This window comes from Pseudomonas sp. GW822-FHT01E03 (assembly GCF_058802985.1).
This window is the reverse complement of record NZ_JBXAOQ010000003.1, coordinates 241,822-268,692: the sequence shown is the minus strand read 5'-3', so window position 1 is coordinate 268,692 and position 26,871 is coordinate 241,822. Positions and strand designations below refer to the sequence as shown.

Below are 26,871 nucleotides of genomic sequence, written 5' to 3'. Positions count from 1 at the left end.
CGGGCTTGCTCGCGAAGGCGCCCTGGTAAACACCACAGACTCCATCTGACTCACACCGCTCGTCCCCCGCCGCGTCCTACAGTTGAAATCCTCTCCACCACCCCCATATGAATGGGCATAAGGCATTTTCGCCCCGCTGCGTGGAGACTCTTCCCTTGACCACCATCGTTTCAGTTCGCCGCCACGGCAAAGTCGTCATGGGCGGCGACGGCCAGGTTTCCCTTGGTAATACCGTGATGAAAGGCAACGCGAAAAAAGTTCGCCGCCTGTACCACGGTCAGGTCATCGCCGGTTTTGCCGGTGCCACCGCTGACGCCTTTACCCTCTTCGAACGCTTCGAAGGCCAGCTTGAAAAACACCAGGGTCACCTGGTGCGCGCCGCCGTCGAACTCGCCAAAGAATGGCGCACCGACCGTTCCCTGAGCCGCCTTGAAGCCATGCTCGCGGTCGCCAACAAGGACGCCTCCCTGATCATCACCGGCAACGGCGATGTGGTTGAGCCCGAAGACGGCCTGATCGCCATGGGTTCCGGTGGCGCCTACGCCCAGGCCGCGGCCAGCGCGCTGCTGAAAAAGACCGACCTGTCAGCCCGGGAAATCGTCGAAACCGCCCTCGGTATCGCCGGCGACATCTGTGTATTCACCAACCACACCCAGACCATTGAGGAGCAGGACTGCGCCGAGTAAGCCCGTGCAGCCATCGCACCACGGCTCATTCTTGCTTGAGGTCCACTGAATATTATGTCCATGACTCCCCGTGAAATCGTCCACGAACTCAACCGCCACATCATCGGCCAGGACGATGCCAAGCGCGCCGTCGCCATTGCCCTGCGCAACCGCTGGCGCCGCATGCAACTGCCCGAAGAGCTGCGCGTTGAAGTAACGCCAAAGAACATCCTGATGATTGGCCCGACCGGTGTCGGTAAAACCGAGATCGCCCGTCGCCTGGCCAAACTTGCCAATGCGCCGTTCATCAAGGTCGAAGCGACCAAGTTCACTGAAGTCGGCTATGTCGGCCGCGACGTCGAATCGATCATTCGTGACCTGGCCGATGCAGCGATCAAGCTGCTGCGCGAACAGGAAATCGTCAAGGTTCGCCACCGCGCCGAAGACGCCGCCGAAGAGCGCATCCTCGATGCACTGCTGCCACCGGCGCGCATGGGTTTCAGCAACGACGATGCCCCAACTGCCGATTCCAACACCCGCCAGCTGTTCCGCAAGCGCCTGCGTGAAGGTCAGCTGGATGACAAGGAGATCGAAATCGAGGTCGCCGAAATGGCCGGCGTCGATATCTCCGCGCCACCGGGCATGGAAGAAATGACCAACCAGTTGCAAAGCCTGTTTGCCAACATGGGCAAGGGCAAGAAGAAAGCCCGCAAGCTCAAGGTCAAGGAAGCGCTCAAGCTGGTGCGCGACGAAGAAGCCGGTCGCCTGGTCAACGATGAAGAGTTGAAGGCCAAGGCCCTGGAAGCGGTCGAGCAGCACGGCATCGTGTTCATCGACGAAATCGACAAGGTCGCCAAGCGTGGCAACTCCGGCGGCGTCGATGTGTCCCGCGAAGGCGTGCAGCGCGACCTGCTGCCGCTGATCGAAGGCTGCACCGTCAACACCAAGCTGGGCATGGTCAAGACCGACCACATCCTGTTCATTGCTTCGGGTGCGTTCCACCTGAGCAAGCCGAGCGACCTGGTGCCAGAGCTACAAGGCCGTCTGCCGATCCGTGTCGAACTCAAGGCCCTGACCCCTGAGGATTTCGAACGCATCCTCAGCGAGCCTCACGCCTCGCTCACCGAGCAATACTGCGCTCTGCTGAAAACCGAAGGCCTGGGCATCGAGTTCCAGCCGAGCGGCATCAAGCGCATCGCGGAGATCGCCTGGCAGGTCAACGAGAAAACCGAAAACATCGGTGCCCGTCGCCTGCACACCCTGCTCGAGCGCCTGCTCGAAGAGGTGTCGTTCAGCGCCGGCGACCTGGCCAGCGCCCATGACGACAAGGTGATCCAGATCGACGCCGACTACGTCAACAGCCACCTGGGTGAATTGGCACAGAACGAAGACCTTTCCCGTTATATCCTGTAAGCCATACTTACAGCGATAGAGATCCTGTGGGAGCGAGCTTGCTCGCGATGAGGCCATCTCATTCGACATAGATGTTGAATCTGATACCGCTATCGCGAGCAAGCTCGCTCCCACAAGGTTCTGCACAAGACGGACATCTGGCCATGATCCCCACCGACATCAAGCTGCACAAAGCCTCGAAAACCCTGACGCTCAAATACGCGTCCGGCGAGGAGTACACCCTGCCCGCCGAGTTCTTGCGCGTGCACTCTCCTTCCGCCGAGGTCCAGGGCCACGGCAAACCCATCCTGCAATTTGGCAAGATCAACGTAGGACTGACCAAGGTAGAACCCGCCGGTCAGTACGCACTGAAATTGACCTTCGATGACGGCCACGACAGCGGCTTGTTCACCTGGGAATATCTGTACGAGCTGGGGCGACGTTATGACGCACTCTGGGAAGATTATCTGGCCGAGCTAAAAGCCGCCGGAAAAACCCGCGATCCGAACGAATCCGTCGTCAGGCTGATGCTCTAATCCGAGCCTCTTGCTCATTAGAGGGCATTTTCTAATTTCATCTGTTTGAATGCTCCGCTCCAGGGCCGCCGATTGGCCTGCTTGCGAAAAAAATTAAACTCGGGTAACCAATGGAACTGGCAAGTTCCCTGCAGTGCTCTCTGCATTAAAAAAGCAGCGATGCAGTATTAACGGTCACCCCGAGCAGTAGTACCTGGCATTGGCTGTGTGACTACACAGCAGGACCCGGTACTCGTCTCAGGACAATGGAGCGTCGTAGATGAGTAACAAGAATAACGATGACTTGAAGAGTCAAGCCTCGGAAAACACCTTGGGGCTGAATCCTGTCGTTGGACTGCGTGGAAAGGATCTACTGGCTTCTGCTCGAATGGTGCTCAGGCAGGCCATCAAGCAACCGATACACAGCGCCAGGCATGTCGCTCATTTCGGCCTTGAACTCAAGAACGTGCTGCTCGGCAAATCCGAGCTGCTGCCGACCAGCGATGACCGTCGCTTCGCGGATCCGGCCTGGAGCCAGAACCCGCTCTACAAACGTTATCTGCAAACCTACCTGGCGTGGCGCAAGGAACTCCACGACTGGATCGACGACAGTAACCTGCCGGCCAAGGACGTCAGCCGCGGGCACTTCGTGATCAACCTCATGACCGAGGCCTTCGCCCCGACCAACACGGCGGCCAACCCGGCGGCGGTCAAGCGCTTCTTCGAAACCGGTGGCAAGAGCCTGCTCGACGGCCTCTCGCACCTGGCCAAGGACCTGGTGCATAACGGCGGCATGCCGAGCCAGGTCAACATGGGTGCATTCGAGGTCGGCAAGACCCTTGGTGTGACCGAGGGCGCGGTGGTCTTTCGCAACGACGTGCTGGAGCTGATCCAGTACAAGCCGATCACCGAGCAGGTGCATGAACGCCCACTGCTGGTGGTACCGCCGCAGATCAACAAGTTCTACGTTTTCGACCTGAGCCCGGAAAAGAGCCTGGCGCGATTCTGCCTGCGCAACAACATGCAGACCTTCATCGTCAGCTGGCGCAACCCGACCAAGGAGCAGCGCGAGTGGGGCCTGTCGACCTACATCGAAGCGCTCAAGGAAGCGGTTGATGTGGTCACCGCCATCACCGGCAGCAAAGACGTGAACATGCTCGGTGCCTGCTCCGGCGGCATCACCTGCACCGCGCTGCTGGGCCACTACGCGGCAATCGGCGAGAACAAGGTCAACGCCCTGACCCTGCTGGTCAGCGTGCTCGACACCACCCTGGACAGCGACGTGGCCCTGTTCGTCGACGAGCAAACCCTGGAAGCCGCCAAGCGCCAGTCGTACCAGGCCGGTGTACTCGAAGGCCGCGACATGGCGAAAGTCTTCGCCTGGATGCGCCCCAACGACCTGATCTGGAACTACTGGGTCAACAACTACCTGTTGGGCAACGAACCTCCGGTATTCGACATTCTGTTCTGGAACAACGACACCACCCGGTTGCCCGCCGCGTTCCATGGCGACCTGATCGAGATGTTCAAAAGTAACCCGTTGACCCGTGCCGATGCACTGGAAGTGTGCGGTACGCCGATCGATCTGAAGAAGGTCACCGCCGACATCTTCTCGCTGGCCGGCACCAGCGACCACATTACCCCGTGGCGCTCCTGCTACAAGTCGGCGCAACTGTTCGGCGGCAACGTTGAATTCGTGCTGTCCAGCAGCGGACACATCCAGAGCATTCTGAACCCGCCGGGCAATCCGAAATCGCGCTACATGACCAGCACTGAAATGCCCGTCAATGCCGATGACTGGCAGGAAGAGTCGACCAAGCACGCCGACTCCTGGTGGCTGCATTGGCAGGCGTGGCAGGCACAGCGTTCGGGCAACCTGAAAAAAGCTCCGCTGAAATTGGGCAACAAGGCCTATCCCGCGGGTGAAGCCGCGCCAGGCACCTATGTGCATGAGCGGTAACTGACACACCTCGACTTCCCTGTGGGAGCGAGCTTGCTCGCGATGACGGTGGCAGGTTTGGCATATGCGCTGACTGACACTCTGCTATCGCGAGCAAGCTCGCTCCCACAAAGGGGTCGAGGAAGAATTTGAGAAAGCGACCCACAGGGCCAGAAGCATGCCGCAACCCTTCATATTCCGTACCGTCGATCTGGATGGCCAGACGCTCCGCACGGCGGTACGCCCCGGCAAGCCTCACTTGACGCCCCTGCTGATATTCAACGGCATCGGCGCCAACCTGGAGCTGGTGTTCCCGTTCATCGCTGCACTGGATCCGGACCTGGAAGTCATCGCCTTCGACGTACCCGGCGTCGGCGGTTCGTCGACACCAAACCGGCCGTACCGTTTTCCGAGCCTTGCGAAGCTCACGGCGCGGATGCTCGACTATCTCGACTACGGGCAGGTCAACGTCATCGGCGTGTCCTGGGGGGGCGCCCTGGCCCAACAGTTCGCCTACGACTATCCGGAGCGCTGCAAGAAACTCGTGCTGGCGGCAACGGCGGCGGGTGCGGTGATGGTACCGGGCAAGCCGAAAGTGCTGTGGATGATGGCCAGCCCGCGACGCTACATCCAACCGTCCCACGTGATTCGCATTGCGCCGATGATCTACGGCGGCGCTTTCCGTCGCGACCCGACGCTGGCCGCGAGCCATGCGGCCAAGGTGCGTTCAGCGGGCAAGCTCGGATACTACTGGCAGCTGTTCGCCGGCCTCGGCTGGACCAGCATCCACTGGTTGCACAAGATCCGCCAGCCGACCCTGGTACTGGCCGGCGACGATGACCCGCTGATCCCGTTGGTCAACATGCGCTTGCTGGCCTGGCGGATCCCCAACGCCCAGTTGCACATCATCGATGACGGGCATTTGTTCCTGATTACCCGGGCCGAAGCGGTGGCCCCGATCATCATGAAATTCCTGGAAGAGGAGCGCCAGCGCGCGGTGATGCATCCGCGTCCGGCGCCATTGGGCAGCTAAACCGCTGCATCAGCGGCCGGCAGGACGCCACGCCGCGCAACAACCCGTTACAGCGTCTATGGTGTTCTGGTTCGGTGTGTTTGTTTTTAGCCTGAAGACGAAGGAGTGTTGACTCATGCGCGAGAAACCAGCGAGGGATTCCTTACCGACTCCCGCCGCGTTCATCAATGCACAGAGTGCGATTACCGGCCTGCGCGGTCGGGATCTGTTATCGACCCTGCGTAGTGTGGCCGCCCATGGCTTGCGCAATCCGGTGCACAGTGCCCGACATGCCCTCAAACTCGGCGGCCAGCTTGGTCGTGTGCTGCTGGGCGAAACCCTGCACCCGACCAACCCGCAGGACACCCGTTTCACCGATCCGGCATGGAGCCTCAACCCGTTTTATCGGCGCAGCCTGCAGGCCTATCTTAGCTGGCAGAAACAGGTCAAGAGCTGGATCGACGAGAGCGACATGAGCCCGGACGACCGCGCCCGTGCCCACTTTGCGTTCACCTTGCTCAACGACGCCGTATCACCCTCCAACACCCTGCTCAATCCACTGGCGGTCAAGGAGCTCTTCAATTCCGGCGGTAACAGCCTGGTGCGCGGCATCAGCCATTTGGTGGACGATCTGCTGCACAACGACGGCCTGCCCCGGCAAGTCACCAAGCAAGCATTCGAGGTTGGCAAGACGGTCGCCACCTCCACCGGAGCCGTGGTGTTTCGCAACGAACTGCTGGAATTGATCCAGTACAAACCGATGAGCGAAAAGCAGTATTCCAAGCCCCTGCTGGTGGTGCCGCCGCAAATCAACAAGTACTACATTTTCGACCTGAGCCCCCACAACAGCTTCGTTCAGTACGCGCTGAAAAACGGTCTGCAAACCTTCATGATCAGCTGGCGCAACCCGGATGTGCGTCACCGCGAATGGGGGCTCTCGACCTACGTGGAAGCGGTAGAAGAGGCCATGAATGTCTGCCGGGCGATCACCGGCGCACGGGAGGTCAACCTGATGGGCGCTTGCGCCGGCGGTCTGACCATCGCCGCGCTGCAAGGACACCTGCAGGCCAAACGGCAGCTGCGCAGGGTGTCCAGCGCAACTTACCTGGTGAGCCTGCTTGACAGTCAGATGGACAGCCCCGCAACGCTGTTCGCCGACGAACAGACTCTGGAAGCCGCCAAACGCCGCTCCTATCAGAAAGGTGTATTGGACGGCCGTGACATGGCCAAGGTCTTCGCCTGGATGCGCCCCAACGATTTGATCTGGAGCTACTTCGTCAACAACTACCTGTTGGGTAAGGAGCCACCGGCGTTCGACATTCTCTACTGGAACAACGACAACACGCGCCTGCCGGCCGCCCTGCATGGTGACCTGCTGGACTTTTTCAAGCACAACCCGCTGACTCATCCGGGCGGCCTGGAAGTGTGTGGCACACCGATCGACTTGCAGAAGGTCACCGTCGACAGCTTCAGCGTCGCCGGCATCAACGATCACATCACGCCGTGGGACGCAGTGTATCGCTCGACGCTGTTGCTCGGTGGCGAGCGGCGCTTCGTGCTGTCCAACAGCGGCCATGTGCAGAGCATCCTCAACCCGCCGAGCAACCCGAAAGCCAACTACGTCGAGAACGGCAAATTCAGCAGCGACCCACGGGCCTGGTACTACGACGCCAAGCGTGTCGATGGCAGTTGGTGGACCCAATGGCTTGGCTGGATTCAGGAACGCTCTGGTGCGCAGAAGGAAACCCACATGGCGCTCGGCAACCAGAACTATCCACCGATGGAGGCAGCACCCGGTACTTACGTGCGCGTGCGCTGACGTTCAACGAGCCACGGCCACTGTCGGCCGTGGCAAGACCCGATCATTAAGAAGACTGGATGAAAACCCGCGACCGGATCCTCGAATGTGCCCTGCAGTTGTTCAATCAGAAGGGCGAACCGAATGTCTCCACCATGGAAGTTGCCAATGAGATGGGTATCAGCCCGGGCAACCTCTACTACCACTTCCACGGCAAGGAGCCTCTGATTCTCGGGCTGTTCGAGCGTTTCCAGGGCGAACTGGCCCCCTTGCTCGATCCACCGGCCGATGCCGAACTGGCACCCGAAGAATACTGGCTGTTCCTGCACCTGATCGTCGAACGCCTGTCCCACTACCGGTTCCTGTTCCAGGATCTGTCGAACCTCGCCGGGCGCCTGCCGAAACTGGCCAAGGGCATTCGCAACCTGCTCAATGCACTCAAGCGCACACTGGCGTCGCTGCTGGCACGATTGAAGGCGCAAGGGCTGCTGGTCAGCGATACCCAGGCACTGGGGCAACTGGTGGAGCAGATCACCATGACGCTGCTTTTCTCACTGGACTATCAGCGGATTCTTGATCGTCAGGGCGAGGTGCGATTGGTGGTTTACCAGATCATGATGCTGGTGGCGCCGCACCTGCTGCCATCGATGAAGTCTGCGACCGAACAGATGGCGATGGAGTACCTGGAAGACCACGAATAACCCTGACACCCACCAACCCTGTGGGAGCGAGCTTGCTCGCGATGGCGGCGGATCAGCCAACATCAATGTTGAATGTGATGGCCTCATCGCGAGCAAGCTCGCTCCCACATTGGGCTTGTGTCGGTCAGAGATTCGCACACAAACAAAAACGCCCGACCTTCACAGGCCGGGCGTTTTCTTGAGCCCTGAAAATCAGGACTGACTGGTTGGCGTCGATGGAGCTGGCGCGACAGTCGGGGTGACCGCAGGGGTCGGTGCGGTAGCGGAGTTCGAAGCGCTGACCGGAGCTGCCGGCGTTGCCGGTTTGGCAGCTGCCACTGCTGGTTTTGGCGCGGCGGCCTTTGGAGCTGCCGGCTTTTTCACCGCTGGTTTTTTCGCCGCAGCAGGTTTGGCCGCTGCAGTTTTCGCTGCAGGCTTGGCGGCCGGTTTAGCCGCTGGTTTAGCGGCGGCTTTTGCAGCCACCGGCTTGGCTGCAGGTTTGGCTGCGGCCGGTTTGGCGGCTGCAGTTTTAGCCGCAGGCTTGGCAGCAGGTTTAGCCGCTGCTTTTGCCAGTGGCTTGGCTGCGGTTTTGGCAGCAGGTTTGGCTGCCGCGGTTTTCGCCGCAACAGGCGCAACCTTGGCACCGGTCAGTTTTTCGATTTGCTTGGTCAGGGTTTCGACCTTGCTGTGCAGTGCCTTGACCTCGTTGCGGCTCGGTACGCCCAGACGCGAAATGGCGCTGTTCAGACGCTTGTCGAAAGCACCTTCCAGCTCATCCCACTTGCCCAGTGCGCGATCTTTCACGCCGCTGATGCGCGACTTGGCCGAAGAAGCGGAGTCCTTGGCGGCGTCGACAGTCTTGCCAACAGCGCTCTTGGTGAGCTTCTCGGCTTTCTCGCCGTCCTTAACCAATGCATCGAAGAGTTTGCTGCCGTCAGTGTCGATCTTCGAGTACACGCCTAAACCAGCCAGCCAGATTTTTCGGGAGTAATCTTCAACCTTCCCGATCCACGAGCTGCCTTCTTTTTCGGTTTTCTTTTTAACAGCCATCCCGTTCTCCTTAAGATTTACGCGCGACACGTTCGAGCAATGCCGTCAGCTCATCGAGCTTAGCAGAGAGTGTCTCAACGTCATGTTTAGACGGAATACCGATACGATTCAAGGTACTTGCGACACGCGTGTCGAACGCCTTCTCGACCTTGTCGAGTTGAACCTCGACCTTGCCTTTGAAAGTGCTGACTTCACTCTTGGCTTCATCGATCTCGGCATTGGCCGCTTCAAGCTTCTCAGCGACTACCTTTTTGCCTTTCTTTTCAACAACCTGACCAGCCTTGATCAGCTCTTGAAAGTACTCGCTGCCCTCTTGGCCGACCTTGGCGTAGGCACCCAGGCCTGCCAGCCAGATCTTGCGGGCATAGGATTTGACGTCGCCCAGTGTGCCGGTCGACGGGTCGATTGTTTTCTTCAAAATAACTTTGGCCATGGTGCACCTCACGCGCAGAAGGTTTGAGGAACTGCCCGGGAAAGTGTCGGGCTCTGGCACAAAGTAGGGAGAAAAATTAGAAACGGCACCCTAACAAATGACATAAACCTTTGAGAGCGCCACGCAAAAAACTGTGGGAGCGAGCTTGCTCGCGATAGCGATTCATCAGTCAAAATTAATGTCGACCGACACTGCGCCATCGCGAGCAAGCTCGCTCCCACAGGGGATCTCATTACAGCTGGAAATCAGGCCAGGGCCTTGTCGAGCGCCTTTTCGATTTCCGCTTTGATCATGCCGCTCATGGCCGACATCATCAGGCCCAGCTCCACGTCGACCTTGATCGAATCTTCACTGACATGCACCGCACCCTTCACACCCGAGCGCTTGAGGTTGAGGGTGTCGCCGGACCACTGCGGCTCCAGGCCATACTGATCGGAAAGTTTCTGCGCCAGCTTGTCGGCCTTCTCGCGAGCCGCTTCCTTACCCAGGCCATGGGCACGTTCAACACTAATACGGGCCATCAAATGACTCCTGCTTTATGGATGCTTTCCCGAGGCATCTTGACCTCTGCTGCGTCAAAACGTCCCGATGGTTGCCCATCTTACCTTCAGCCTTGCCAAGACAAAGCATGCCTTGGGGATTAGAATGTCGCGCATTCTCTTTTGGTGACAGCGATATGACTGATCAGCGCAAAGGCAGCGATGCCGAACCCACCACTCACTTCGGCTTCAAAAACGTTCCGGAAAGCCAGAAAGCGGAAAAAGTCGCTGAGGTTTTCCACTCGGTAGCCGCCAAGTACGACCTGATGAACGACCTTCTGTCGGGCGGCATGCACCGTCTGTGGAAGCGTTTCGCGATCGAACTGTCGGGCGTTCGTGCCGGTAACCGCGTGCTCGACATCGCCGGCGGCACTGGCGACCTGACCAGAAAATTCTCGCACCTGGTAGGCCCGACCGGCCAGGTCGTGTTGGCCGACATCAACGAATCCATGCTCAAGGTCGGTCGTGACCGCCTCCTGGACCTCGGTGTGGCCGGCAACGTCGAATTCGTCCAGGCCGACGCGGAAAAACTGCCGTTCCCGGACAACCATTTCGACTGCGTGACCATCGCCTTCGGCCTGCGCAACGTGACCCACAAGGAAGATGCCCTGCGCTCGATGCTGCGCGTGCTCAAGCCGGGCGGCCGCTTGTTGGTACTGGAGTTCTCCAAGCCGACCAACGCACTGATGTCCAAGGCCTACGATGCTTACTCGTTCGCCTTCATGCCGCTGATGGGCAAGCTGATCACCAACGACTCGGAAAGCTATCGCTACCTGGCCGAATCGATCCGCATGCACCCGAACCAGGAAACCCTGAAGTCGATGATGGTCGAGGCCGGTTTCGACCGCGTGACCTATCACAACATGACCGCAGGCATCGTTGCCCTGCACCGCGGCATCAAGCCCTGATGTTGCTCGCCGGCCTGCTCGCCAGCGTTGAACTCGGCCTGAACCGGGTGCTGCGTCTCGACAGCACGGCGCTGCCGCGGCTGGCGCATTTGACCGGCAAAGTGATTGCCGTCGATTGCCGCAGCCCGGTGCTGCAACTGTTCATCCTGCCTAGCGACGAAGGTCTGATGCTCGCCTCCCAGTGGGAAACCGGCGCCGACTGCACCTTGCGTGCACCGGCCTCGAGCCTGTTGAAACTGGCGATGAGCAAGGACAAGACCTCGGTCCTGCACGCCCCTGAAGTCGAACTCGACGGCGACAGCGGCGTGCTGCTGGAACTGGCGGCGATCCTCCAGGACCTGGAACTGGATTGGGAGTACGAACTCTCGCGCTGGCTGGGACCTGTGGCCACGCAACTGGTCGGCGGTCACCTGCGCAGCCGCGCCCGCTGGTATCAGCAAGGGTTCGCCAGCCTCAACCAGAACCTAGGTGAGTACCTGGCCGAAGAATCGCGCACCCTTGTCGGTCAGCGCGAAGCCGAAGCCCGATTCAGTGAGCTGGACCAGATCAAGCTTGATCTTGAACGTCTCGAGGCGCGTTTCGAGCGCCTTTCCCGATCCCTCGACCCAAGCGATAACGCATGAAGCTGCTTGCCGTCCGCCGTCTGTTGCGCATCCAGCGCGTCGTGATCCGCTACCGCCTCGATGACCTGCTGTTCGCCCTGCCGCTGCCCTGGTTCTTGCGGGCGCTGCGTTACGCCTTGCCGTGGCGCTGGTTCCCGCGCAAAACCCTGGACCTGAGCCGTGGCGCGCGTTTGCGCCTGGCGTTGCAGGACCTGGGGCCGATCTTCATAAAGTTCGGGCAGATCCTGTCCACTCGCCGCGACCTGTTGCCCGAGGACATCGCCGACGAACTGATGAAGCTGCAGGACCGCGTACCGCCATTCGACTCGCAAGTGTCGGTCAAGCTGATCGAAGAACAGCTGGGTAAGAAAATCAGCGAAGTCTTCAGCCGTTTCGACGTCGAACCGCTGGCCTCGGCCTCGGTGGCGCAGGTACACGCCGCGCAACTGAAAACCGGTGAAGAAGTGGTGGTCAAGGTGATCCGCCCGGGCCTCAAACCGGTGATTGCCCAGGACCTGGCGTGGCTGTTCATCCTCGCCCGCGCCGCCGAAAAACTCTCGGCCGATGCGCGCCTGCTGCACCCGGTGGACGTGGTCAGCGATTATGAAAAAACCATCTACGACGAACTCGACCTGCTGCGCGAGGCGGCCAACGCCAGCCAGTTGAAGCGCAACTTCGACGGCTCGCCGCTGCTGTACGTCCCGCAAGTCTATTGGGACTGGTGCCGGCCGAAAGTGCTGGTGATGGAACGCATCTACGGTATTCAGGTTACCGATCTGGCGACTCTGGCCGACCAGCGCACGGACATGAAAATGCTCGCCGAGCGTGGCGTGGAGATTTTCTTCACCCAGGTGTTCCGCGACAGTTTCTTCCACGCCGACATGCACCCCGGCAACATTTTCGTCAGCACCGTGAGTCCGTGGAGCCCGCAGTACATTGCGATCGACTGCGGCATCGTCGGCAGCCTGACCCCGGAAGACCAGGATTACCTGGCGCGCAACCTGTTCGCCTTCTTCAAGCGCGATTACCGTCGCGTGGCGCAGTTGCACATCGATTCGGGCTGGGTGCCGGCGGAAACCAAGCTCAACGAATTCGAAGCGGCGATCCGTACCGTGTGCGAGCCGATCTTCGAAAAACCGTTAAAAGATATTTCCTTCGGTCAGGTGCTGATGCGCCTGTTCCAGACTGCGCGCCGCTTCAACATGGAAGTGCAGCCGCAGTTGGTCCTGCTGCAAAAAACCCTGTTGAACATCGAAGGCCTGGGCCGCCAGCTGTACCCGGACCTCGATCTGTGGAACACCGCTCAGCCATTCCTCGAACGCTGGATGCGCGAGCGGGTCAGCCCCAAAGCCCTGCTCGGCAACGTGCACAGCCAATTCGAACAGATCCCGCACCTGGCCAACATGGCCCGCGACCTGCTCGAACGCATGTCCCAACCCCACGCCTACGACCCGCCGCCACCGTGGCGTCGACGCCGTGACGACTGGTTCCTGCGCCTGCTCGGTACGGCCCATCTGGCCGGTGGCGCCGTCCTTGCCGCTGGCGGACCGCTGAACCAGTTGGCCTATTGGCCGGCGGGAATCATGATGGCGGTCGGTTTGTATCTGGTCGTGCGCCGATAGCCAGTTGTGTGAACGACTGGCACACTGTTTGAACGCCTGAGCTCGGCTATTGAAGTGTCGAGCCCGCTGTCGGAGTCGAAGATGAAAAACTGGCTGGACGAGATCAAGTGGGACGCTGACGGCCTGGTGCCGGCCATTGCCCAGGATCACAAGACCGGGCGCGTCCTGATGATGGCCTGGATGAACCGCGAAGCACTGGAACTGACCGCTGCCGAGAACCGTGCCATTTACTGGTCACGTTCCCGTGGCAAGCTGTGGCGCAAGGGCGAAGAGTCCGGCCATGTGCAAACCCTGCACGAGATGCGCCTGGACTGCGACGCCGACGTCATCATCCTGATGGTCGAGCAGATCGGCGACATCGCCTGTCATACCGGCCGCCAGAGCTGCTTCTACCGCGTCTATGAGAACGGCGACTGGACAACCGTCGACCCGGTCCTGAAAGATCCGCACGCCATCTATTCCGCAGGGCACAAACATGAGTGACACTCTCACCCGCCTCGCCGAGGTACTGGAGGAGCGCAAAGGCGCCGCCGCCGACAGCTCGTATGTCGCCAGCCTGTACCACAAGGGCTTGAACAAGATTCTGGAAAAAGTCGGCGAAGAGTCGGTCGAAACCATCATCGCCGCCAAGGACGCCGCCGTCAGCGGCGACTGCAGCGATGTGATCTACGAAACCGCCGACCTGTGGTTCCACAGCATGGTCATGCTCGCCCAATTGGGGCAGCATCCACAGGCTGTACTCGATGAACTGGACCGTCGTTTCGGTCTCTCCGGACACGCCGAGAAAGCCTCGCGCCCGTCCGCCTGAATAACTATTAGAGAGGAGCAGCAGCATGGGCATTTTTGACTGGAAACACTGGGTCGTCATCCTGGTTGTCGTGGTACTGGTGTTCGGCACCAAGAAACTGAAAAACCTCGGCACTGACGTCGGCGAGTCGATCAAGGGCTTCCGCAAAGCCATGAACGACGATGAAAAACCGGCCGACCCGAACGCGACCCCGGCCCAACCGGTTCCTCCGGTTCAGCCACAGGCATCCGTGAACCAGCCGCACACCATCGACGTGCAGGCACAGAAAGTCGAAGAGCCGATCCGCAAAGACGTGTGAGCACTGACTAATGTTTGGTATCAGCTTCTCTGAACTGCTGCTCGTCGGCCTCGTCGCCCTGCTGGTGCTGGGTCCCGAGCGCTTGCCGGGCGCTGCGCGCACCGCTGGCCTGTGGGTCGGGCGCCTGAAGCGCAGCTTCAACGCAATCAAACAGGAAGTTGAACGTGAAATCGGTGCCGACGAGATTCGTCGGCAACTGCACAACGAGCACATCCTGTCGCTTGAGCAGGAGGCGCGGAAAATCTTCACGCCGACCCAGCAGGAGCCGACACCGGTGGAGCATGTGGGTACGCAGACGATTCTTGCGCCTGCCGCGGCTGTCGACCCGACACCTGCTCCGACGGCGGAACCTGCGCCTGTTGTGGCAGCGATGCCGGTTGAACCCGTTGCTCCAGCCGCCGCGCCGACAACGCCAGCGCCCAATGACACCACTTTGCCGCCGCGAGCCCCATGAGCGATCTCCCTGAAAACGACCAGCACATGCCGCTGGTTTCGCACCTCACCGAGTTGCGTACCCGCCTGCTGCGCTGCGTAGCGGCGATCTTCATCATCTTTGCCGGGCTGTTCGCCTTCACCCAGCAGATCTACACCTTCGTCTCCACGCCGCTGCGCGCGTACCTGCCCGCTGGCGCGACGATGATTGCCACTGACGTGTCGTCGCCGTTCCTGACGCCACTGAAGCTGACGATGATGGTCTCGCTGTTCCTGGCCATTCCGGTGATCCTGCACCAGATCTGGGGTTTCATCGCCCCCGGCCTGTACAAGCATGAAAAGCGCATCGCCGTGCCCTTGCTGGTCTCCAGCATCTTTCTGTTTTACGCCGGCATGGCCTTCGCCTATTTCCTGGTGTTCCCGCTGATCTTCAAGTTCTTCGCTGCCGCCACCCCGGCCGGCGTGGAAATGATGACCGACATCACCAGCTACCTCGATTTCGTCATGACGCTGTTCTTCGCCTTTGGCGTAGCGTTCGAGATTCCGGTGGCCGTGGTGCTACTGGTGTGGATCGGCGTGGTCGATGTCAAATACCTGAAGAAAATCCGTCCGTACGTGATCATCGGCTGCTTCGTGGTCGGCATGATCCTGACACCACCGGACATCTTCTCGCAGACCCTGCTGGCCGTTCCGATGTGGCTGTTGTTCGAGATCGGCATCCTGTTCGGCAGCCTGATCAGCAAGCGCGGCGACCATCCGGAAGACCAACCAGCTGACGATCACAACGACCAGCCGCCAGCGACCCAAGCGTGAACCTGCTGCTGCTCGAAGAGGCCGATTTCATTGCGGCCGACCGCGCGATCCTGCGTGATCGCCGGTTGACCCACATGCAGGAGGTCCACCGCTGCGAAGTCGGTGACAGCATGCGCGTCGGGCGAATCGGCGGTTTGATGGGTTCGGCCGAAGTGCTGCGCCTGGACACCGACGAAGCGGAATTGCGCGTCACCCTCGACCAGCCACCACCGGCCAAGCTGCCATTGACCCTGGTATTGGCCCTGCCACGGCCCAAGATGCTGCGCAGGGTGTTCCAGACCGTGGCGGCCATGGGTGTGCCACGGGTCGTGCTGGTCAACAGCTATCGCGTCGAGAAGAGCTTCTGGCAGACCCCGTTCCTGGAGCCAGAGGCGATTCGCGAGCAGTTAATCCTCGGCCTGGAACAGGCGCGGGACAGCGTGTTGCCGGAAGTCGTGATCGAGAAGCGCTTCAAGCCCTTCGTCGAAGACCGTCTGCCCGCGATGACCGAAGGCACCCTCGGCCTGGTGGGGCATCCGGGCAATTACCCGCCCTGCCCTCGCGCACTCAGCGAACCGGTGACCCTGGCCATCGGCCCCGAGGGTGGCTGGATTCCCTACGAGATCGACCTGCTGGGCAAATCCGGCCTGCAACCGGTGCAACTGGGCGAGCGCATCCTTCGCGTCGAAACCGCCGTGACCGCGCTGCTGGCACGCCTCTTTTAAATCCAGACACTGTCCCTGTGGGAGCGAGCTTGCTCGCGATAGCGGAGTAACAGTCGACATCCGTGTTGCCTGAAACAACGTCATCGCGAGCAAGCTCGCTCCCACAGGTCAACATTTGCCACAGATGATCACTTGCCCGTACATCGGGGATGTCACCTACAGAATCCAGCCCTCCTGCCGATAAAGCCCCCATAAAACCATTGTTTGGTCCGGGGGAGTTTCAGCATGTACCAATGGCTAGCCGAGAATCTGGGTAACGTCAGCGTCAAACGCAAGCTGGGGATCGGCTTCGGTCTGGTGCTGCTGCTGACCCTGCTGATCACCTTCACCGGCTGGAGCGGCCTGAGCGGCGTGACCAGCCGTGGCGATAAACTGGGGTTCATCGCCAGCCTCAACGACCTGACCAAGGACCTGCGCATTGCACGCCTGGGTTACGAGATGCGTCGCGGCGAACAAGGTCCCGGCGCTGTCAACGATCTGTTGGGCAAGCTCGATAGCGGCCTGCAGACCGCCCGCGGCCTGATCGAGCAACCGGCCGATACGGCCATGGTCGATCAACAACTGGCCGCTGTCGCCGAATACCGCCGCGCCTTCAACGACATGACCCAGGCCGGCGCCCAGCGTGAAGACGCCCGCAGCAAGCTCGGCGCCACTGCCGACAATGCCGTGGCCCGCGTCGCCGAAGTGGAAAAATCCATGCTGCAAGGCGACAGCGTAGCGGCGTTCAACAGCGTGATCGACCTGAGCAAACTGATCCAGCAGGCGCGCTTCCAGGTTCGCGGCTACACCTACAGCGGTAAGAGCGAAGCCGAACAGCCAGCCCTCGACGCGATCGACAACGCCCTGAAGAACCTCGAGAGCCTGCCGACCAAACTGCCTGAAGAACACATCGCCAACCTGCAACAGGCAACTGACTCGCTGAGGGCCTATCGCGCCGCCGTCAGCCAGTTCCGCGACTCCCAGGTGGCCAGCGCCAAGGCCCTGGCACGCATGTCCACCCAAGGCGACATCCTGTTGGACATGAGCCAGAAACTCACCGTCTCGCAAACCGTCGTGCGTGACACCGACGCCGCCCATGCCAAGAACATGCTGACCCTCGCCACCGTGCTGGCCATCGCCTTCGGCCTGCTGGCCGCCTGGGCGATCACCCGACAGATCATCATTCCATTGAACCAGACCCTGATCGTGGCCCAGCGCGTCGCCAGTGGCGACCTGACGCACAACCTGACATCGCAGCGCCGCGACGAACTCGGCCAGTTGCAACGGGCCATGCAAAGCATGACCCAAGGGCTGCGCGAACTGATCGGCGGCATCAGCGATGGCGTCACGCAGATCGCCAGCGCCGCTGAAGAGCTGTCTGCCGTCACCGAGCAGACCAGCGCCGGGGTCAACAGTCAGAAGGTCGAAACCGATCAGGTCGCAACCGCCATGAACGAAATGGCCGCCACCGTGCAGGAAGTTGCGCGCAACGCCGAAGAAGCCTCCGAAGCCGCCGTCGCCGCCGATCAGCAGGCCCGGGAGGGCGACAAAGTCGTCGGCGAAGCCATCGCCCAGATCGAACGCCTGGCCGCGGAAGTCGGTCACTCCACCGAGGCCATGGGCGAACTCAAGCGCGAAAGCGACAAGATCGGCAGCGTGCTCGACGTGATCAAGTCCGTGGCCCAGCAAACCAACCTGCTGGCCCTCAACGCCGCGATTGAAGCCGCCCGTGCCGGTGAGGCCGGCCGTGGTTTTGCCGTGGTGGCAGACGAAGTCCGCAGCCTGGCCCAGCGCACACAGAAGTCCACCGAAGAGATCGAAGAGCTGATCGTCGGCCTGCAAAACGGCACCCAGCAAGTGGCGACCATCATGGACAACAGCCGCACCCTGACCGACAGCAGCGTCGAACTGACCCGCCGTGCCGGCGGTTCACTGGAAAGCATCACCCGCACGGTGTCGGCGATCCAGGCGATGAACCAGCAGATCGCCGCGGCTGCCGAACAGCAAAGCGCCGTGGCGGAGGAGATCAACCGCAGCTTGCTGAATGTGCGGGATGTGTCGGATCAGACGTCGGCGGCGAGTGAAGAGACGGCAGCGTCCAGCGTTGAGCTGGCGCGGTTGGGGACGCATTTGCAGATGTTGGTGGGCAAGTTCAGGGTTTGAGGTGATCCGTATGCCTCGGCCTACCAAAGACCGAGGTGATGCCTTCGCGGGCAAGCCCACAGGGCTCGACAGTTTCGCTAATCGCATGAACGCCAAAGTGAAAGCGATCGACCAGACGCTGCCGTTACAGAATCTGGTGCAAGCTCAAGAACAAACTTCAAACCATAAAAAACCCCGCTTTCGCGGGGTTTTTTATTATGCCAACTGAGGCTGTACGCTCAACGGCTTGAGCGGCAGCAGCGGCGCGTGAGGATCGGCCTTCACCGACTTGCGCCACGCGCCCAGCCACTCTGGATGGCCCTCGCTCCAAACCTGCTCATGCAGGCGGGCCAGAGCTACCGGATCGCTCAACAACTGCACACGCTCGTTGTTGGTCAGGCCTTCGGGCCCGACTTTCATTGCATGCCGTACCCGTTCGATCCGCAGCCATTCGATCGGCTCGGACTGATTGTGCCGGGAAGTCGCCAACGAGCACGCCAGGGCGTTTTGCTGTGGATCGACCACCGAGCGGACGAAGCCGTCGTTCAGCGCGTGCCAGCGGTTTTCGTGGGTGTACTGGTCGGTCGCCAGCAGTGCCTGTGGCGGATTGTATTCCTCAGGGATCAGGAACAGGTTCTCGTCACGGGACTTCAGGCCCAGGCCGACACGGCTGGAGATCACCGACACCGGGATCGACAGCATCAACGAACCGACGATCGGCACCAGCCACCACAGGAAGCTCGGGTTCAGCCAGATCACCAGCATGGCCCAGAAGAAGCCCAGCAAGGTTTGCGGACCGTGGCGCTTGACCGCTTCGCTCCACGGCGTGGAGTCGTCGTCACGTTGTGGCGAGTTCCAGGTCGCGGCCCAGCCGAGGAACGCGGCGAGGACGAAACGGGTGTGGAAGATCATCCGTACCGGCGCCAGCAGCATGGAGAACAGCATCTCCAGGAGCATCGACAGGGTCACCTTGAACTTGCCGCCGAACTCTTTCGCACCCTTGGCCCAGATCAGGATGATGCTCAACAGCTTCGGCAGGAACAGCAGCACGATGGTGGTCGAGAACAGCGCGATCGCCTTGTCCGGATGCCATTGTGGCCACAGCGGATAGAGCTGACGCGGTTCGAGGAAGTATTGCGGTTCCATCAGCGTGTTGACCGCCAGCAGCGCGGTCGACAACACCAGGAAGAAGAACCACAGCGGCGCCGACAGGTAGGACATCACGCCGGTCAGGAACACCGCGCGGTGCACCGGGTGCATGCCCTTGACCAGGAACAGGCGGAAGTTCATCAGGTTGCCGTGGCACCAGCGACGGTCGCGCTTGAGTTCGTCCAGCAGGTTCGGCGGCAGTTCTTCATAGCTGCCCGGCAGATCGTAGGCAATCCACACGCCCCAACCGGCACGACGCATGAGCGCGGCTTCGACGAAGTCGTGGGACAGAATCGCACCGGCGAATGCGCCTTTACCGGGCAATGGCGCCAGGGCGCAGTGCTCGATGAACGGCTTCATGCGGATGATCGCGTTGTGGCCCCAGTAGTGCGATTCGCCCAACTGCCAGAAGTGCAGGCCGGCGGTGAACAGCGGACCGTACACGCGGGTGGCGAACTGCTGCATGCGAGCATAAAGGGTGTCCATGCCCGACGCACGCGGCGCGGTCTGGATGATCCCGGCGTCCGGCGTGGCTTCCATCAGGCGTACCAGACTGGTCAGGCACTCACCGCTCATCACGGAGTCGGCGTCGAGTACGACCATGTACTTGTAGTCACCGCCCCAACGACGGCAGAAGTCGTCGAGGTTGCCGCTTTTACGTTTTACGCGACGACGACGGCGGCGATAGAAAATCTTGCCGAAGCCCCCGGCTTCGCGGCAGACATCCAGCCAGGCCTGTTGCTCGGCGACGCAGATATCGGCGTCGTTACTGTCGCTGAGGACGAAGAAGTCGAAGCGGTCCAGGTCACCCGTGGCCGCGACCGATTCGAACGTTGCACGCAGACCGGCGAATACCCGAGGCACGTCTTCGTTGCAGATCGGCATCACCAGCGCGGTGCGCGCATCCTTTGGAATCGGCTCGTTACCAGCACTTTTACCGGAGATGCGGTATTTATCGTGCCCGGTTAGCAACTCGAGAAAGCCCATCAACGCGGTCCAGAAACCGGCCGAAACCCAGCAGAACAGAATCCCGAACAGGATCAGGATGCTGGTCTGCAATGCATATGGCAGCACTTGGGTGGCGGTTTGCAGTAACGGTTGGTGCAAGACTTCGTCGAGGTCGACGAATGACCAGCCCTGGTAAGGCATGAGGCCTTTCATGAACCAGCCGGCGACGATGGTCTGACCGAGCATCAGTACCAGCAGAATGTAGCGGCGGATCGAACCGACGGTGCGCCAGCGCGCGGCCGGCAGCACGTTCTCGTCTTTCGGCGGCTTCGGCGGATTGGTGCGACCGGTCAGACGCCGCCAGCCGCGCACCAGAATATTGGTGCGCCACGGCTCCGGCACGACCTTGGTCCGACGAATCGGTGGGGTCGCCTTAAGGCAGACGCGACCGCTGGCGTCGAGCACCAGCATTTCGGCGTCCTGCAATTCTTCGGCAGTGCTCAGGGTCAAGCGCTTGCCGACCGAAGCCTGGGCGGCCTCGGCTGGCGCGTCGAAAGTCGAGGACGACAGACGCTCATGCAGTTCACTGAAAGACCTGCAGCCCGCGAGTTCCGCGCGCTGCTGGTCGGTCATCGGCAGATGCGCCAGATACTCGGAAAGAGTTTCTGGCCGTACTTGAGAGTTACTCATCGGCAGGCAACTGATAGCTCCAGGTCTCGGTCAGGACTTCTTCAGTCGGGGCCGATTCCGGTGTGGCTGGGGCCGCGTCGGCAGCGACAGGCTGCTTGGCGTCTTTATTGGCCTTGTCCTTGGCATCTGCAACAGGCTTGGCTTCGGCCTGCTTGGCCTCCGCTTGCCTGGCTTCCTTGTCCGCTTTCTCTTGTTGCTTGGCGGCAACCTTGTCGGCCTTGGCAACCGACGAGTTCGACGACGGAATCGAAGTCTTGGCCAGGTCCGCCGGCACGATGTTCTGCACCAGCGCAGCACGCATCTCGGTGGACTTGCTCGGATCCTTGATCTTCAACCGCAAGGTCAGGCGCCAGCCTTTGGTTTCAGGATTATAGCGAACGCTGTTTTCCACCAGCTCGGCATTGTCGCCGACGCTGACCTGGCTGCGAACGTCCGCTTCGGCCGGCAAAGCCGCCAGGGAAGGGCCTTCAAAGTCCACCAGGTAGGCAACGCTGCCGTCCGGCTGACGAATCAGGTTGGACTGTTTGACGTCACCAGTGGAGCGCAGGGTCTGTTTGACCCAGGCGCTGTCCGGCGCGTGAATCGAGGCTTCATCCATGGTCCAGTGCATACGATAAGCGACATCGAGCGGTTGGCCAGGTTCCGGCAATTTTTCCGGATTCCAGAAGGCAACGATGTTGTCGTTGGTTTCGTCGGCGGTCGGAATCTCGACCAGGTCGACCGTGCCCTTGCCCCAGTCACCCTTCGGCTCGATCCAGGCGCTTGGGCGCTTGTCGTAGCGGTCGTCGAGGTCTTCGTAGTGGCTGAAGTCGCGGCCACGTTGCAGCAGACCGAAGCCGCGCGGGTTTTCAACGCTGAAGTTGCTCACGGCCAGGTGCTTCGGATTGTTCAGTGGACGCCAGATCCACTCGCCGTTGCCGGCATGGATCGCCAGACCGCTGGAATCGTGCAGCTCGCGACGGTAGTTCAGTACTTTCGACGGTTGGTTGGCGCCGAACAGGAACATGCTGGTCAACGGGGCGATGCCCAGTTTGCCGACCTTGTCACGCAGGAACATCTGCGCCTTGACGTCGACGATGGTGTCGCTGCCCGGACGCAGGGTCAGGCGGTAGGCACCGGTGGCACGAGGGGAATCCAGCAGGGCGAAGATCACCAGGTGCTTGTCGCCCGGCTTGGGCTGCTGAATCCAGAACTCGCGGAAACGCGGGAATTCTTCGCCGGACGGCAATGCGGTATCAAGCGCCATGCCGCGAGCGGACAAACCATAGACATGACCCTTGCCGACGACGCGGAAATAGCTCGCGCCGAGCATGGTCATGATTTCGTCTTGCTTGTCGGCCTTGTTGATCGGGTACAGCACACGGAAACCGGCATAACCCAGTTGTTCGGTGGCCTTTGGATCGAACTTCATATCGCCGAAGTCGAAACGACTCGGATCGTATTTGATCTCTTCGACGGTGTTCGCGGTGATTTCGTTGATTTTCACCGGCGTATCGAAATGCATGCCCTGGTGATAGAAGGACAGCTTGAACGGCGTCTTCTGGTCAGCCCACTCGGCTTTTTCCGTCAGAAAACGAATTTTCTGATAGTCCGCGAATTTCATGTCGCGGAACTCGTTCGGCAGGTTACTGCGCGGCGCTTCGAATTTCTGCGCGGCCAGTTCTTTTGCCTTGACCGATACATCATCCAGACTGAATGCCCAAAGCTGACCGGCGCTGAGCAGGCAGAGCAGTGCAGAGCCCGCTACCAGGGCGCTGCGTAACCGTTTGGCAGACAATTTTGGTGCGTTACAGGGACTAACAATCACGAGCAACCCTCGCCGAAAACAGATCAAAAAACCAACGGCCAGTTAAAGGGCCTGCACGGTGTACGGTATGAAAAAACCGCCCTTGCAAACCACTCTTGCCAAGTTGGCGAGCATTGTTCCGACTCCGCTGTGGCGAAATGATTCCCCAATCGGATCCGGACAAGTCTCTACCTAAGTCAAAATGGACCAACGAACGCTGATCCCCGTAGCGCGGGATTATCTAGTAGGCCGCGTTACAACGCATCAGGGGTAACAAAGTATTTATCGCGAAAAAGCCCTGTTTTCAGCCGAAATGAACGCAAAAACTTGTTTCAAGCGCTTTCAGGTCTGTAACAGGAAGGTTACCGGGCCATCATTGACCAGGTGCACCTGCATATCCGCGCCGAATCTACCTGATGCCACAGTGCCATGCACCTGTTTCGCTTTGCTTAATAGATAGTCGAACAGTTCCTCGCCCAACGCCGGAGGGGCCGCGGTCGAGAAACTCGGACGCAGCCCGTTTTTTGTATCGGCAGCCAGAGTGAACTGGGAGACCAGCAGCAGCCCGCCGCCCACATCCGCCAAGGACAGATTCATCTTGCCCTCAGCGTCACTGAATACCCGATAGTTAAGCAGCTTATTAAGGAGTTTGTCAGCGCTGGCCCGCGTATCGTCGGGCTCGACGGCTACCAGGACCAGCAATCCCTGATCGACGGCACCCACGATCTCGCCCGCGACCTCGACCCGCGCGCCGCGCACCCGCTGCAACAGGCCCTTCATGCTTCTTCAGGCGGCAGGTCGAGCAGACGCCGGGCCATCTGATTGGCGGCGCGTACCAGCGCGTCGGTGATGCCCGGCTCGGAAGCGGCATGACCGGCATCGCGGATGACCTGCAATTCGCTGTTCGGCCAGGCTTGATGCAATTCCCAGGCGTTATCCAGCGGGCAGATCACGTCGTAGCGACCATGAATGATCACGCCGGGCAAATGGGCGATCTTGCCCATGTCGCGGATCAGCTGATTCTGCTCCAGGAAGGCGTTGTTACTGAAGTAGTGGCATTCGATGCGGGCAATCGACAAGGCACGTTGTGGCTCGGAGAAGCGATCGACCACCATCGGGTTCGGACGCAGGGTCGCGGTGCGGCCCTCCCAGGTGGACCAGGCCTTGGCTGCGTGCATCTGGGCGATCTGGTCATTGCCGACCAGGCGCTTGTGGAACGCAGCGAGCAAGTCGTCGCGCTCGTCCAGCGGGATCGGCGCGATGTAGTCCTGCCAGTAATCGGGGAACAGGCGGCTGGCACCGGCCTGGTAGAACCATTCGATTTCCTGCGGACGGCAGAGAAAGATCCCCCGCAGGATCAGGCCGTGTACCCGCTCAGGATGGGTTTGCGCGTAGGCCAGCGCCAGGGTCGAACCCCAGGAGCCACCAAACAGCACCCATTTGTCGATGCCCAGATGCTGGCGAATCCGCTCGAGGTCGGCGACCAGGTCCCAGGTGGTGTTGTTTTCCAGACTGGCGTGGGGGGTCGAGCGACCACAACCGCGCTGGTCGAAGGTGACGATGCGATAAAGATTTGGATCGAAGTAGCACCGACTCTGGGCATCACATCCGGCACCGGGGCCGCCGTGGATGAACACCACCGGCAAACCTTCCGGTGAACCGCTTTCGTCGACATACAGCGTGTGGGTCTCGTCGACGGCCAGATCGTGCCGGGCGTGGGGTTTGATCTGCGGGTACAAAGTCTGCATTGCGCACTCCGTAAGGGGTCGAGGTCATCCCTGGGGGGACTTCTATTATTCTGCCGTTGGGCATCATAAACCCGAATTACGTCAATGAGCATGCCCGTGCGAAGTCAGAGTTTTTCCGCAAGATAACCAAACAGGGTTTCGTACAGCGCATCGACCTCGGCCACCTGCCCGCGGGCCCGTAAACAGCCATGGACCAAACCCTCGCCGACGTACAATGTGGCAGCAACGCCGGCAGTACTCAGTCGCTCGGCATACAGCACGCCGTCATCACGCAACGGGTCCAATTGCGCCACGGCGATCCATGCCGGTGGCAGTCTGCTGAAATCCGTGGCAAGCAATGGCATGGCGTAGGCGTTCGGATGGCGGGTGCCCTGCAGGTAAAGCGCGTGATAGCAATCGACGTCACTGCTGCTGAGTAACGGCGCGTCGATGCACTCACTGCGCGACGGCAGCCGTTGATCGCCGCCCAACCCCGGATAGATCAGAACTTGCGCCGCCGGCAACGGCTCGCCAGCATCGCGCAGCGCCAGGCACAACGCTACCGCGAGGTTGCCACCGGCACTGTCGCCGGCCACCAGCGTACGCGCAGGGTCAAGTTTGAACGGCCCGGTGCGCAACGCCCGCCAGACTTTGAGGCAATCGTCGAAGGCCGCCGGAAACGGATGTTCCGGCGCCAGGCGGTAATCGACGGCGATCACCAACACGCCGAGGGTCGAGGCCAGTTCCGCGCAAATGAAGTCGTGGGAATCCAGATCCCCCACCACCCAGCCCCCGCCATGTAGATAGACGATGCACGGCACGCCACCAGCAGAAGGTGAAACCGGCGGCTGATACGAACGAACGGCAACCCCCGCCAACTCGAAATCGACCACATACAACCCGGCGGGACGCGGCGGCGTGAATGCCCGGCACATCTCGCTGTAGGCCTGGCGCAATCCGGTGATACTGCTGTCGGTGCTATTGAAACTCAGGGTTCTGTCGACGAATGCCGTCATTTGTTCAGAGAGCGGATAAGGAGCCATAAGACTGGTGCAAGCCTGTTCAGGTTTTTAAGACGTACTTATGACCTGTGGGAGCGAGCTTGCTCGCGATTGCGAACTGACAGGCAACATAGATGTTGAATGTGAGGGCGCCATCGCGAGCAAGCTCGCTCCCACAGGTTTTGCAAACATCTGGAAAGGTGTCAGTTCTTCAGACTGGCCTGAACCGTGGCCACGCCATCCTTGCCATCAAAACTGCTGACACCCGCCAGCCAGCGCTGGAGATCTTCCGGATGCTCGCGCAGCCATTTTTTCGCGACATCCTGAGCCGTTTGGCGCTCCATGATCGGCACCATCAACTGGCTTTCCTGGGCGGCGGTGAAGGTCAGGTTTTCCAGCAGTCGATTGACGTTTGGGCAGCGCTGGGCGTAATCCGGCGCGGTTACGGTGGAAACGGTCGCTGCACCTTCATTCGGGCCGTACACGTCCTCGCTGCCGCTCAGGTAGGCGATCTTCATGTTGATGTTCATCGGGTGTGGAGTCCAACCGACGAACACCACGAACTCCTTGCGATTCACGGCGCGCTGTACGGCGGCGAGCATGCCGGCTTCACCGGACTCGATCAGTTTGAAATCCTTCAGGCCGAAGTGATTGGTTTCGATCATGGTCTTGATCGTGGTGTTGGCGCCGCTGCCCGGCTCGATGCCGTAGATCTTGCCGCCAAGCTGATCCTTGAATCTGGCGATGTCGGAGAAGGTCTTCAGGCCCGCCGCTTCTACATAGTCAGGGACTGCAAGGGTGGCCTGGGCATCGGCCAGACTCGGCTTGTCCATGACTTTGACTTGATTGGCGGCCAGGAACGGCGCGATGTTTTTGTCCATCGCCGGTTTCCAGTAACCAAGGAAAATGTCCAGGCGCTTGTCGCGGATCCCGGCGAAGATGATTTGCTGAACGGCGCTGGTCTGTTTGCTTTCGTAGCCGAGGCCATTGAGCAACACGTCGGCCATGCCACTGGTGGCGATCACATCGGTCCAGTTGACCACGCCCATGCGCACTGTTTTGCAGGAGGCGTCGTCAGCGGCCAGGGCGCCGGTGCTCAGGAGAGCCGTGCCGCAGAGGATTGAGAGACAGCGGGCGAACAAACCTTTGGTGCTTGTCATAGAGAGCATCTCGTGCGGCAGCGATTATTGTGAGGTCGGTGTCTTTGTGCACCGTGGCCAGAACATTACGCAGCAGACG

27 protein-coding genes and 1 pseudogene are annotated in these 26,871 nt (G+C 60.5%); 19 read left to right on the top strand and 9 right to left on the bottom strand.

Annotated features, from left to right (window positions below; translation table 11 throughout):
* The first annotated feature begins 155 nt into the window (after positions 1-155).
* From hslV to AC1RP7_RS07315, 7 genes are all read left to right on the top strand, one after another.
* Positions 156-686, top strand: coding sequence for an ATP-dependent protease subunit HslV (hslV, locus tag AC1RP7_RS07345; RefSeq protein WP_007975582.1), 531 nt, complete (start codon positions 156-158; stop codon positions 684-686).
* Positions 687-740: 54 nt separating this feature from the next.
* Positions 741-2,078, top strand: coding sequence for an ATP-dependent protease ATPase subunit HslU (hslU, locus tag AC1RP7_RS07340; RefSeq protein ID WP_340312431.1), 1,338 nt, complete (start codon positions 741-743; stop codon positions 2,076-2,078).
* A 143-nt stretch (positions 2,079-2,221) separates the two neighbouring features.
* Positions 2,222-2,593, top strand: coding sequence for a gamma-butyrobetaine hydroxylase family protein (locus AC1RP7_RS07335; RefSeq protein ID WP_057712361.1), 372 nt, complete (start codon positions 2,222-2,224; stop codon positions 2,591-2,593).
* Positions 2,594-2,852: 259 nt separating this feature from the next.
* Positions 2,853-4,532: a class II poly(R)-hydroxyalkanoic acid synthase gene (gene phaC / locus AC1RP7_RS07330; protein ID WP_223501796.1), complete on the top strand. Its 1,680-nt coding sequence runs from the start codon at positions 2,853-2,855 to the stop codon at positions 4,530-4,532.
* Between the two features lie 157 nt (positions 4,533-4,689).
* A complete protein-coding gene (gene phaZ / locus AC1RP7_RS07325; protein ID WP_057712363.1) occupies positions 4,690-5,544 on the top strand; it encodes a poly(3-hydroxyalkanoate) depolymerase in 855 nt (284 codons plus the stop codon).
* Between the two features lie 115 nt (positions 5,545-5,659).
* A complete protein-coding gene (phaC, locus tag AC1RP7_RS07320) occupies positions 5,660-7,342 on the top strand; it encodes a class II poly(R)-hydroxyalkanoic acid synthase (protein ID WP_090452657.1) in 1,683 nt (560 codons plus the stop codon).
* Between the two features lie 59 nt (positions 7,343-7,401).
* Positions 7,402-8,022, top strand: a complete 621-nt coding sequence (locus tag AC1RP7_RS07315; RefSeq protein WP_493181529.1) for a TetR/AcrR family transcriptional regulator — start codon at positions 7,402-7,404, stop codon at positions 8,020-8,022.
* Positions 8,023-8,214: 192 nt separating this feature from the next.
* Here AC1RP7_RS07315 and AC1RP7_RS07310 read toward each other — a convergent pair whose 3' ends face one another.
* The 3 genes from AC1RP7_RS07310 to AC1RP7_RS07300 form a co-directional block, all read right to left on the bottom strand.
* A complete protein-coding gene (locus AC1RP7_RS07310) occupies positions 8,215-9,051 on the bottom strand; it encodes a phasin family protein (RefSeq protein WP_154861190.1) in 837 nt (278 codons plus the stop codon).
* A gap of 10 nt (positions 9,052-9,061) precedes the next feature.
* Complete coding sequence (locus tag AC1RP7_RS07305; RefSeq protein WP_493181528.1) at positions 9,062-9,484, bottom strand: phasin family protein; 423 nt, start codon at positions 9,482-9,484, stop codon at positions 9,062-9,064.
* Between the two features lie 245 nt (positions 9,485-9,729).
* Positions 9,730-10,005 carry a polyhydroxyalkanoic acid system family protein gene (locus AC1RP7_RS07300; protein WP_150811973.1) on the bottom strand — a complete coding sequence of 92 codons (276 nt, stop codon included), beginning with the start codon at positions 10,003-10,005 and terminating at the stop codon, positions 9,730-9,732.
* 155 nt (positions 10,006-10,160) lie between these two features.
* Between AC1RP7_RS07300 and ubiE the strand changes: the two genes are divergently transcribed.
* The 12 genes and pseudogenes from ubiE to AC1RP7_RS07240 all read left to right on the top strand — a co-directional run bounded on the left by ubiE (position 10,161) and on the right by AC1RP7_RS07240 (position 18,560).
* Entirely contained in the window at positions 10,161-10,931 is a 771-nt protein-coding gene (gene ubiE, locus AC1RP7_RS07295) for a bifunctional demethylmenaquinone methyltransferase/2-methoxy-6-polyprenyl-1,4-benzoquinol methylase UbiE (protein ID WP_007975568.1), read from the top strand.
* Positions 10,931-11,554, top strand: a complete 624-nt coding sequence (locus AC1RP7_RS07290; RefSeq protein ID WP_057712368.1) for a ubiquinone biosynthesis accessory factor UbiJ — start codon at positions 10,931-10,933, stop codon at positions 11,552-11,554. Before ubiE ends, AC1RP7_RS07290 begins: the two co-directional genes overlap by 1 nt.
* Positions 11,551-13,155: a ubiquinone biosynthesis regulatory protein kinase UbiB gene (ubiB, locus tag AC1RP7_RS07285; RefSeq protein ID WP_090452651.1), complete on the top strand. Its 1,605-nt coding sequence runs from the start codon at positions 11,551-11,553 to the stop codon at positions 13,153-13,155. Before AC1RP7_RS07290 ends, ubiB begins: the two co-directional genes overlap by 4 nt.
* Positions 13,156-13,236: 81 nt before the next feature.
* Positions 13,237-13,638 (top strand): phosphoribosyl-AMP cyclohydrolase, encoded by a 402-nt coding sequence (gene hisI, locus AC1RP7_RS07280; RefSeq protein WP_007989281.1) that lies wholly within the window; start codon positions 13,237-13,239, stop codon positions 13,636-13,638.
* Entirely contained in the window at positions 13,631-13,963 is a 333-nt protein-coding gene (locus tag AC1RP7_RS07275) for a phosphoribosyl-ATP diphosphatase (RefSeq protein WP_007975564.1), read from the top strand. Before hisI ends, AC1RP7_RS07275 begins: the two co-directional genes overlap by 8 nt.
* A 25-nt stretch (positions 13,964-13,988) precedes the next feature.
* On the top strand, positions 13,989-14,261 hold the full coding sequence (locus AC1RP7_RS07270; protein WP_057712370.1) for a twin-arginine translocase TatA/TatE family subunit: 273 nt from the start codon (positions 13,989-13,991) through the stop codon (positions 14,259-14,261).
* Positions 14,262-14,271: 10 nt separating this feature from the next.
* Positions 14,272-14,715: a Sec-independent protein translocase protein TatB gene (gene tatB, locus AC1RP7_RS07265; protein ID WP_150811974.1), complete on the top strand. Its 444-nt coding sequence runs from the start codon at positions 14,272-14,274 to the stop codon at positions 14,713-14,715.
* On the top strand, positions 14,712-15,506 hold the full coding sequence (gene tatC / locus AC1RP7_RS07260) for a twin-arginine translocase subunit TatC (RefSeq protein WP_057712372.1): 795 nt from the start codon (positions 14,712-14,714) through the stop codon (positions 15,504-15,506). The genes tatB and tatC overlap by 4 nt, the downstream gene beginning before the upstream one ends.
* Positions 15,503-16,210 (top strand): 16S rRNA (uracil(1498)-N(3))-methyltransferase, encoded by a 708-nt coding sequence (locus AC1RP7_RS07255; RefSeq protein WP_493181527.1) that lies wholly within the window; start codon positions 15,503-15,505, stop codon positions 16,208-16,210. Before tatC ends, AC1RP7_RS07255 begins: the two co-directional genes overlap by 4 nt.
* A gap of 225 nt (positions 16,211-16,435) precedes the next feature.
* A pseudogene (locus AC1RP7_RS07250) lies at positions 16,436-17,497 on the top strand (methyl-accepting chemotaxis protein); the annotation flags it as partial.
* A complete protein-coding gene (locus AC1RP7_RS07245; RefSeq protein ID WP_493181619.1) occupies positions 17,480-18,352 on the top strand; it encodes a methyl-accepting chemotaxis protein in 873 nt (290 codons plus the stop codon). The pseudogene AC1RP7_RS07250 and the gene AC1RP7_RS07245, both read left to right, overlap by 18 nt.
* Before the next feature lie 10 nt (positions 18,353-18,362).
* The gene (locus AC1RP7_RS07240) at positions 18,363-18,560 is read left to right on the top strand and encodes a hypothetical protein (RefSeq protein ID WP_493181526.1); all 198 of its coding nucleotides are present in this window, start codon (positions 18,363-18,365) and stop codon (positions 18,558-18,560) included.
* Here AC1RP7_RS07240 and mdoH read toward each other — a convergent pair.
* From mdoH to AC1RP7_RS07210, 6 genes are all read right to left on the bottom strand, one after another.
* Entirely contained in the window at positions 18,548-21,118 is a 2,571-nt protein-coding gene (mdoH, locus tag AC1RP7_RS07235; RefSeq protein WP_493181525.1) for a glucans biosynthesis glucosyltransferase MdoH, read from the bottom strand. The two genes, AC1RP7_RS07240 and mdoH, sit on opposite strands and share 13 nt — an antisense overlap.
* Entirely contained in the window at positions 21,111-22,925 is a 1,815-nt protein-coding gene (locus AC1RP7_RS07230) for a glucan biosynthesis protein G (RefSeq protein WP_057712377.1), read from the bottom strand. Before AC1RP7_RS07230 ends, mdoH begins: the two co-directional genes overlap by 8 nt.
* Before the next feature lie 321 nt (positions 22,926-23,246).
* A complete protein-coding gene (dtd, locus tag AC1RP7_RS07225; RefSeq protein WP_057712378.1) occupies positions 23,247-23,684 on the bottom strand; it encodes a D-aminoacyl-tRNA deacylase in 438 nt (145 codons plus the stop codon).
* On the bottom strand, positions 23,681-24,652 hold the full coding sequence (gene pip, locus AC1RP7_RS07220) for a prolyl aminopeptidase (RefSeq protein ID WP_493181524.1): 972 nt from the start codon (positions 24,650-24,652) through the stop codon (positions 23,681-23,683). The genes dtd and pip overlap by 4 nt, the downstream gene beginning before the upstream one ends.
* A gap of 104 nt (positions 24,653-24,756) precedes the next feature.
* Positions 24,757-25,674, bottom strand: coding sequence for an alpha/beta hydrolase (locus AC1RP7_RS07215; protein ID WP_493181523.1), 918 nt, complete (start codon positions 25,672-25,674; stop codon positions 24,757-24,759).
* A gap of 161 nt (positions 25,675-25,835) precedes the next feature.
* Positions 25,836-26,792, bottom strand: a complete 957-nt coding sequence (locus AC1RP7_RS07210) for a choline ABC transporter substrate-binding protein (RefSeq protein ID WP_493181522.1) — start codon at positions 26,790-26,792, stop codon at positions 25,836-25,838.
* Positions 26,793-26,871 lie beyond the last annotated feature (79 nt).

What these genes read in the sequence shown, in the direction of transcription:
- hslU (WP_340312431.1), top strand. Translation starts at nt 741, where the DNA reads ATGTCCATGACTCCCCGTGAAATCGTCCACGAACTCAACCGCCACATC.
- AC1RP7_RS07335 (WP_057712361.1), top strand. Translation starts at nt 2,222, where the DNA reads ATGATCCCCACCGACATCAAGCTGCACAAAGCCTCGAAAACCCTGACG.
- phaC (WP_223501796.1), top strand. Translation starts at nt 2,853, where the DNA reads ATGAGTAACAAGAATAACGATGACTTGAAGAGTCAAGCCTCGGAAAAC.
- phaZ (WP_057712363.1), top strand. Translation starts at nt 4,690, where the DNA reads ATGCCGCAACCCTTCATATTCCGTACCGTCGATCTGGATGGCCAGACG.
- phaC (WP_090452657.1), top strand. Translation starts at nt 5,660, where the DNA reads ATGCGCGAGAAACCAGCGAGGGATTCCTTACCGACTCCCGCCGCGTTC.
- AC1RP7_RS07315 (WP_493181529.1), top strand. Translation starts at nt 7,402, where the DNA reads ATGAAAACCCGCGACCGGATCCTCGAATGTGCCCTGCAGTTGTTCAAT.
- AC1RP7_RS07310 (WP_154861190.1), bottom strand. Translation starts at nt 9,051, where the DNA reads ATGGCTGTTAAAAAGAAAACCGAAAAAGAAGGCAGCTCGTGGATCGGG.
- AC1RP7_RS07305 (WP_493181528.1), bottom strand. Translation starts at nt 9,484, where the DNA reads ATGGCCAAAGTTATTTTGAAGAAAACAATCGACCCGTCGACCGGCACA.
- AC1RP7_RS07300 (WP_150811973.1), bottom strand. Translation starts at nt 10,005, where the DNA reads ATGGCCCGTATTAGTGTTGAACGTGCCCATGGCCTGGGTAAGGAAGCG.
- ubiE (WP_007975568.1), top strand. Translation starts at nt 10,161, where the DNA reads ATGACTGATCAGCGCAAAGGCAGCGATGCCGAACCCACCACTCACTTC.
- AC1RP7_RS07290 (WP_057712368.1), top strand. Translation starts at nt 10,931, where the DNA reads ATGTTGCTCGCCGGCCTGCTCGCCAGCGTTGAACTCGGCCTGAACCGG.
- ubiB (WP_090452651.1), top strand. Translation starts at nt 11,551, where the DNA reads ATGAAGCTGCTTGCCGTCCGCCGTCTGTTGCGCATCCAGCGCGTCGTG.
- hisI (WP_007989281.1), top strand. Translation starts at nt 13,237, where the DNA reads ATGAAAAACTGGCTGGACGAGATCAAGTGGGACGCTGACGGCCTGGTG.
- AC1RP7_RS07275 (WP_007975564.1), top strand. Translation starts at nt 13,631, where the DNA reads ATGAGTGACACTCTCACCCGCCTCGCCGAGGTACTGGAGGAGCGCAAA.
- AC1RP7_RS07270 (WP_057712370.1), top strand. Translation starts at nt 13,989, where the DNA reads ATGGGCATTTTTGACTGGAAACACTGGGTCGTCATCCTGGTTGTCGTG.
- tatB (WP_150811974.1), top strand. Translation starts at nt 14,272, where the DNA reads ATGTTTGGTATCAGCTTCTCTGAACTGCTGCTCGTCGGCCTCGTCGCC.
- tatC (WP_057712372.1), top strand. Translation starts at nt 14,712, where the DNA reads ATGAGCGATCTCCCTGAAAACGACCAGCACATGCCGCTGGTTTCGCAC.
- AC1RP7_RS07245 (WP_493181619.1), top strand. Translation starts at nt 17,480, where the DNA reads ATGCAAAGCATGACCCAAGGGCTGCGCGAACTGATCGGCGGCATCAGC.
- AC1RP7_RS07240 (WP_493181526.1), top strand. Translation starts at nt 18,363, where the DNA reads ATGCCTCGGCCTACCAAAGACCGAGGTGATGCCTTCGCGGGCAAGCCC.
- mdoH (WP_493181525.1), bottom strand. Translation starts at nt 21,118, where the DNA reads ATGAGTAACTCTCAAGTACGGCCAGAAACTCTTTCCGAGTATCTGGCG.
- dtd (WP_057712378.1), bottom strand. Translation starts at nt 23,684, where the DNA reads ATGAAGGGCCTGTTGCAGCGGGTGCGCGGCGCGCGGGTCGAGGTCGCG.
- pip (WP_493181524.1), bottom strand. Translation starts at nt 24,652, where the DNA reads ATGCAGACTTTGTACCCGCAGATCAAACCCCACGCCCGGCACGATCTG.
- AC1RP7_RS07215 (WP_493181523.1), bottom strand. Translation starts at nt 25,674, where the DNA reads ATGGCTCCTTATCCGCTCTCTGAACAAATGACGGCATTCGTCGACAGA.
- AC1RP7_RS07210 (WP_493181522.1), bottom strand. Translation starts at nt 26,792, where the DNA reads ATGACAAGCACCAAAGGTTTGTTCGCCCGCTGTCTCTCAATCCTCTGC.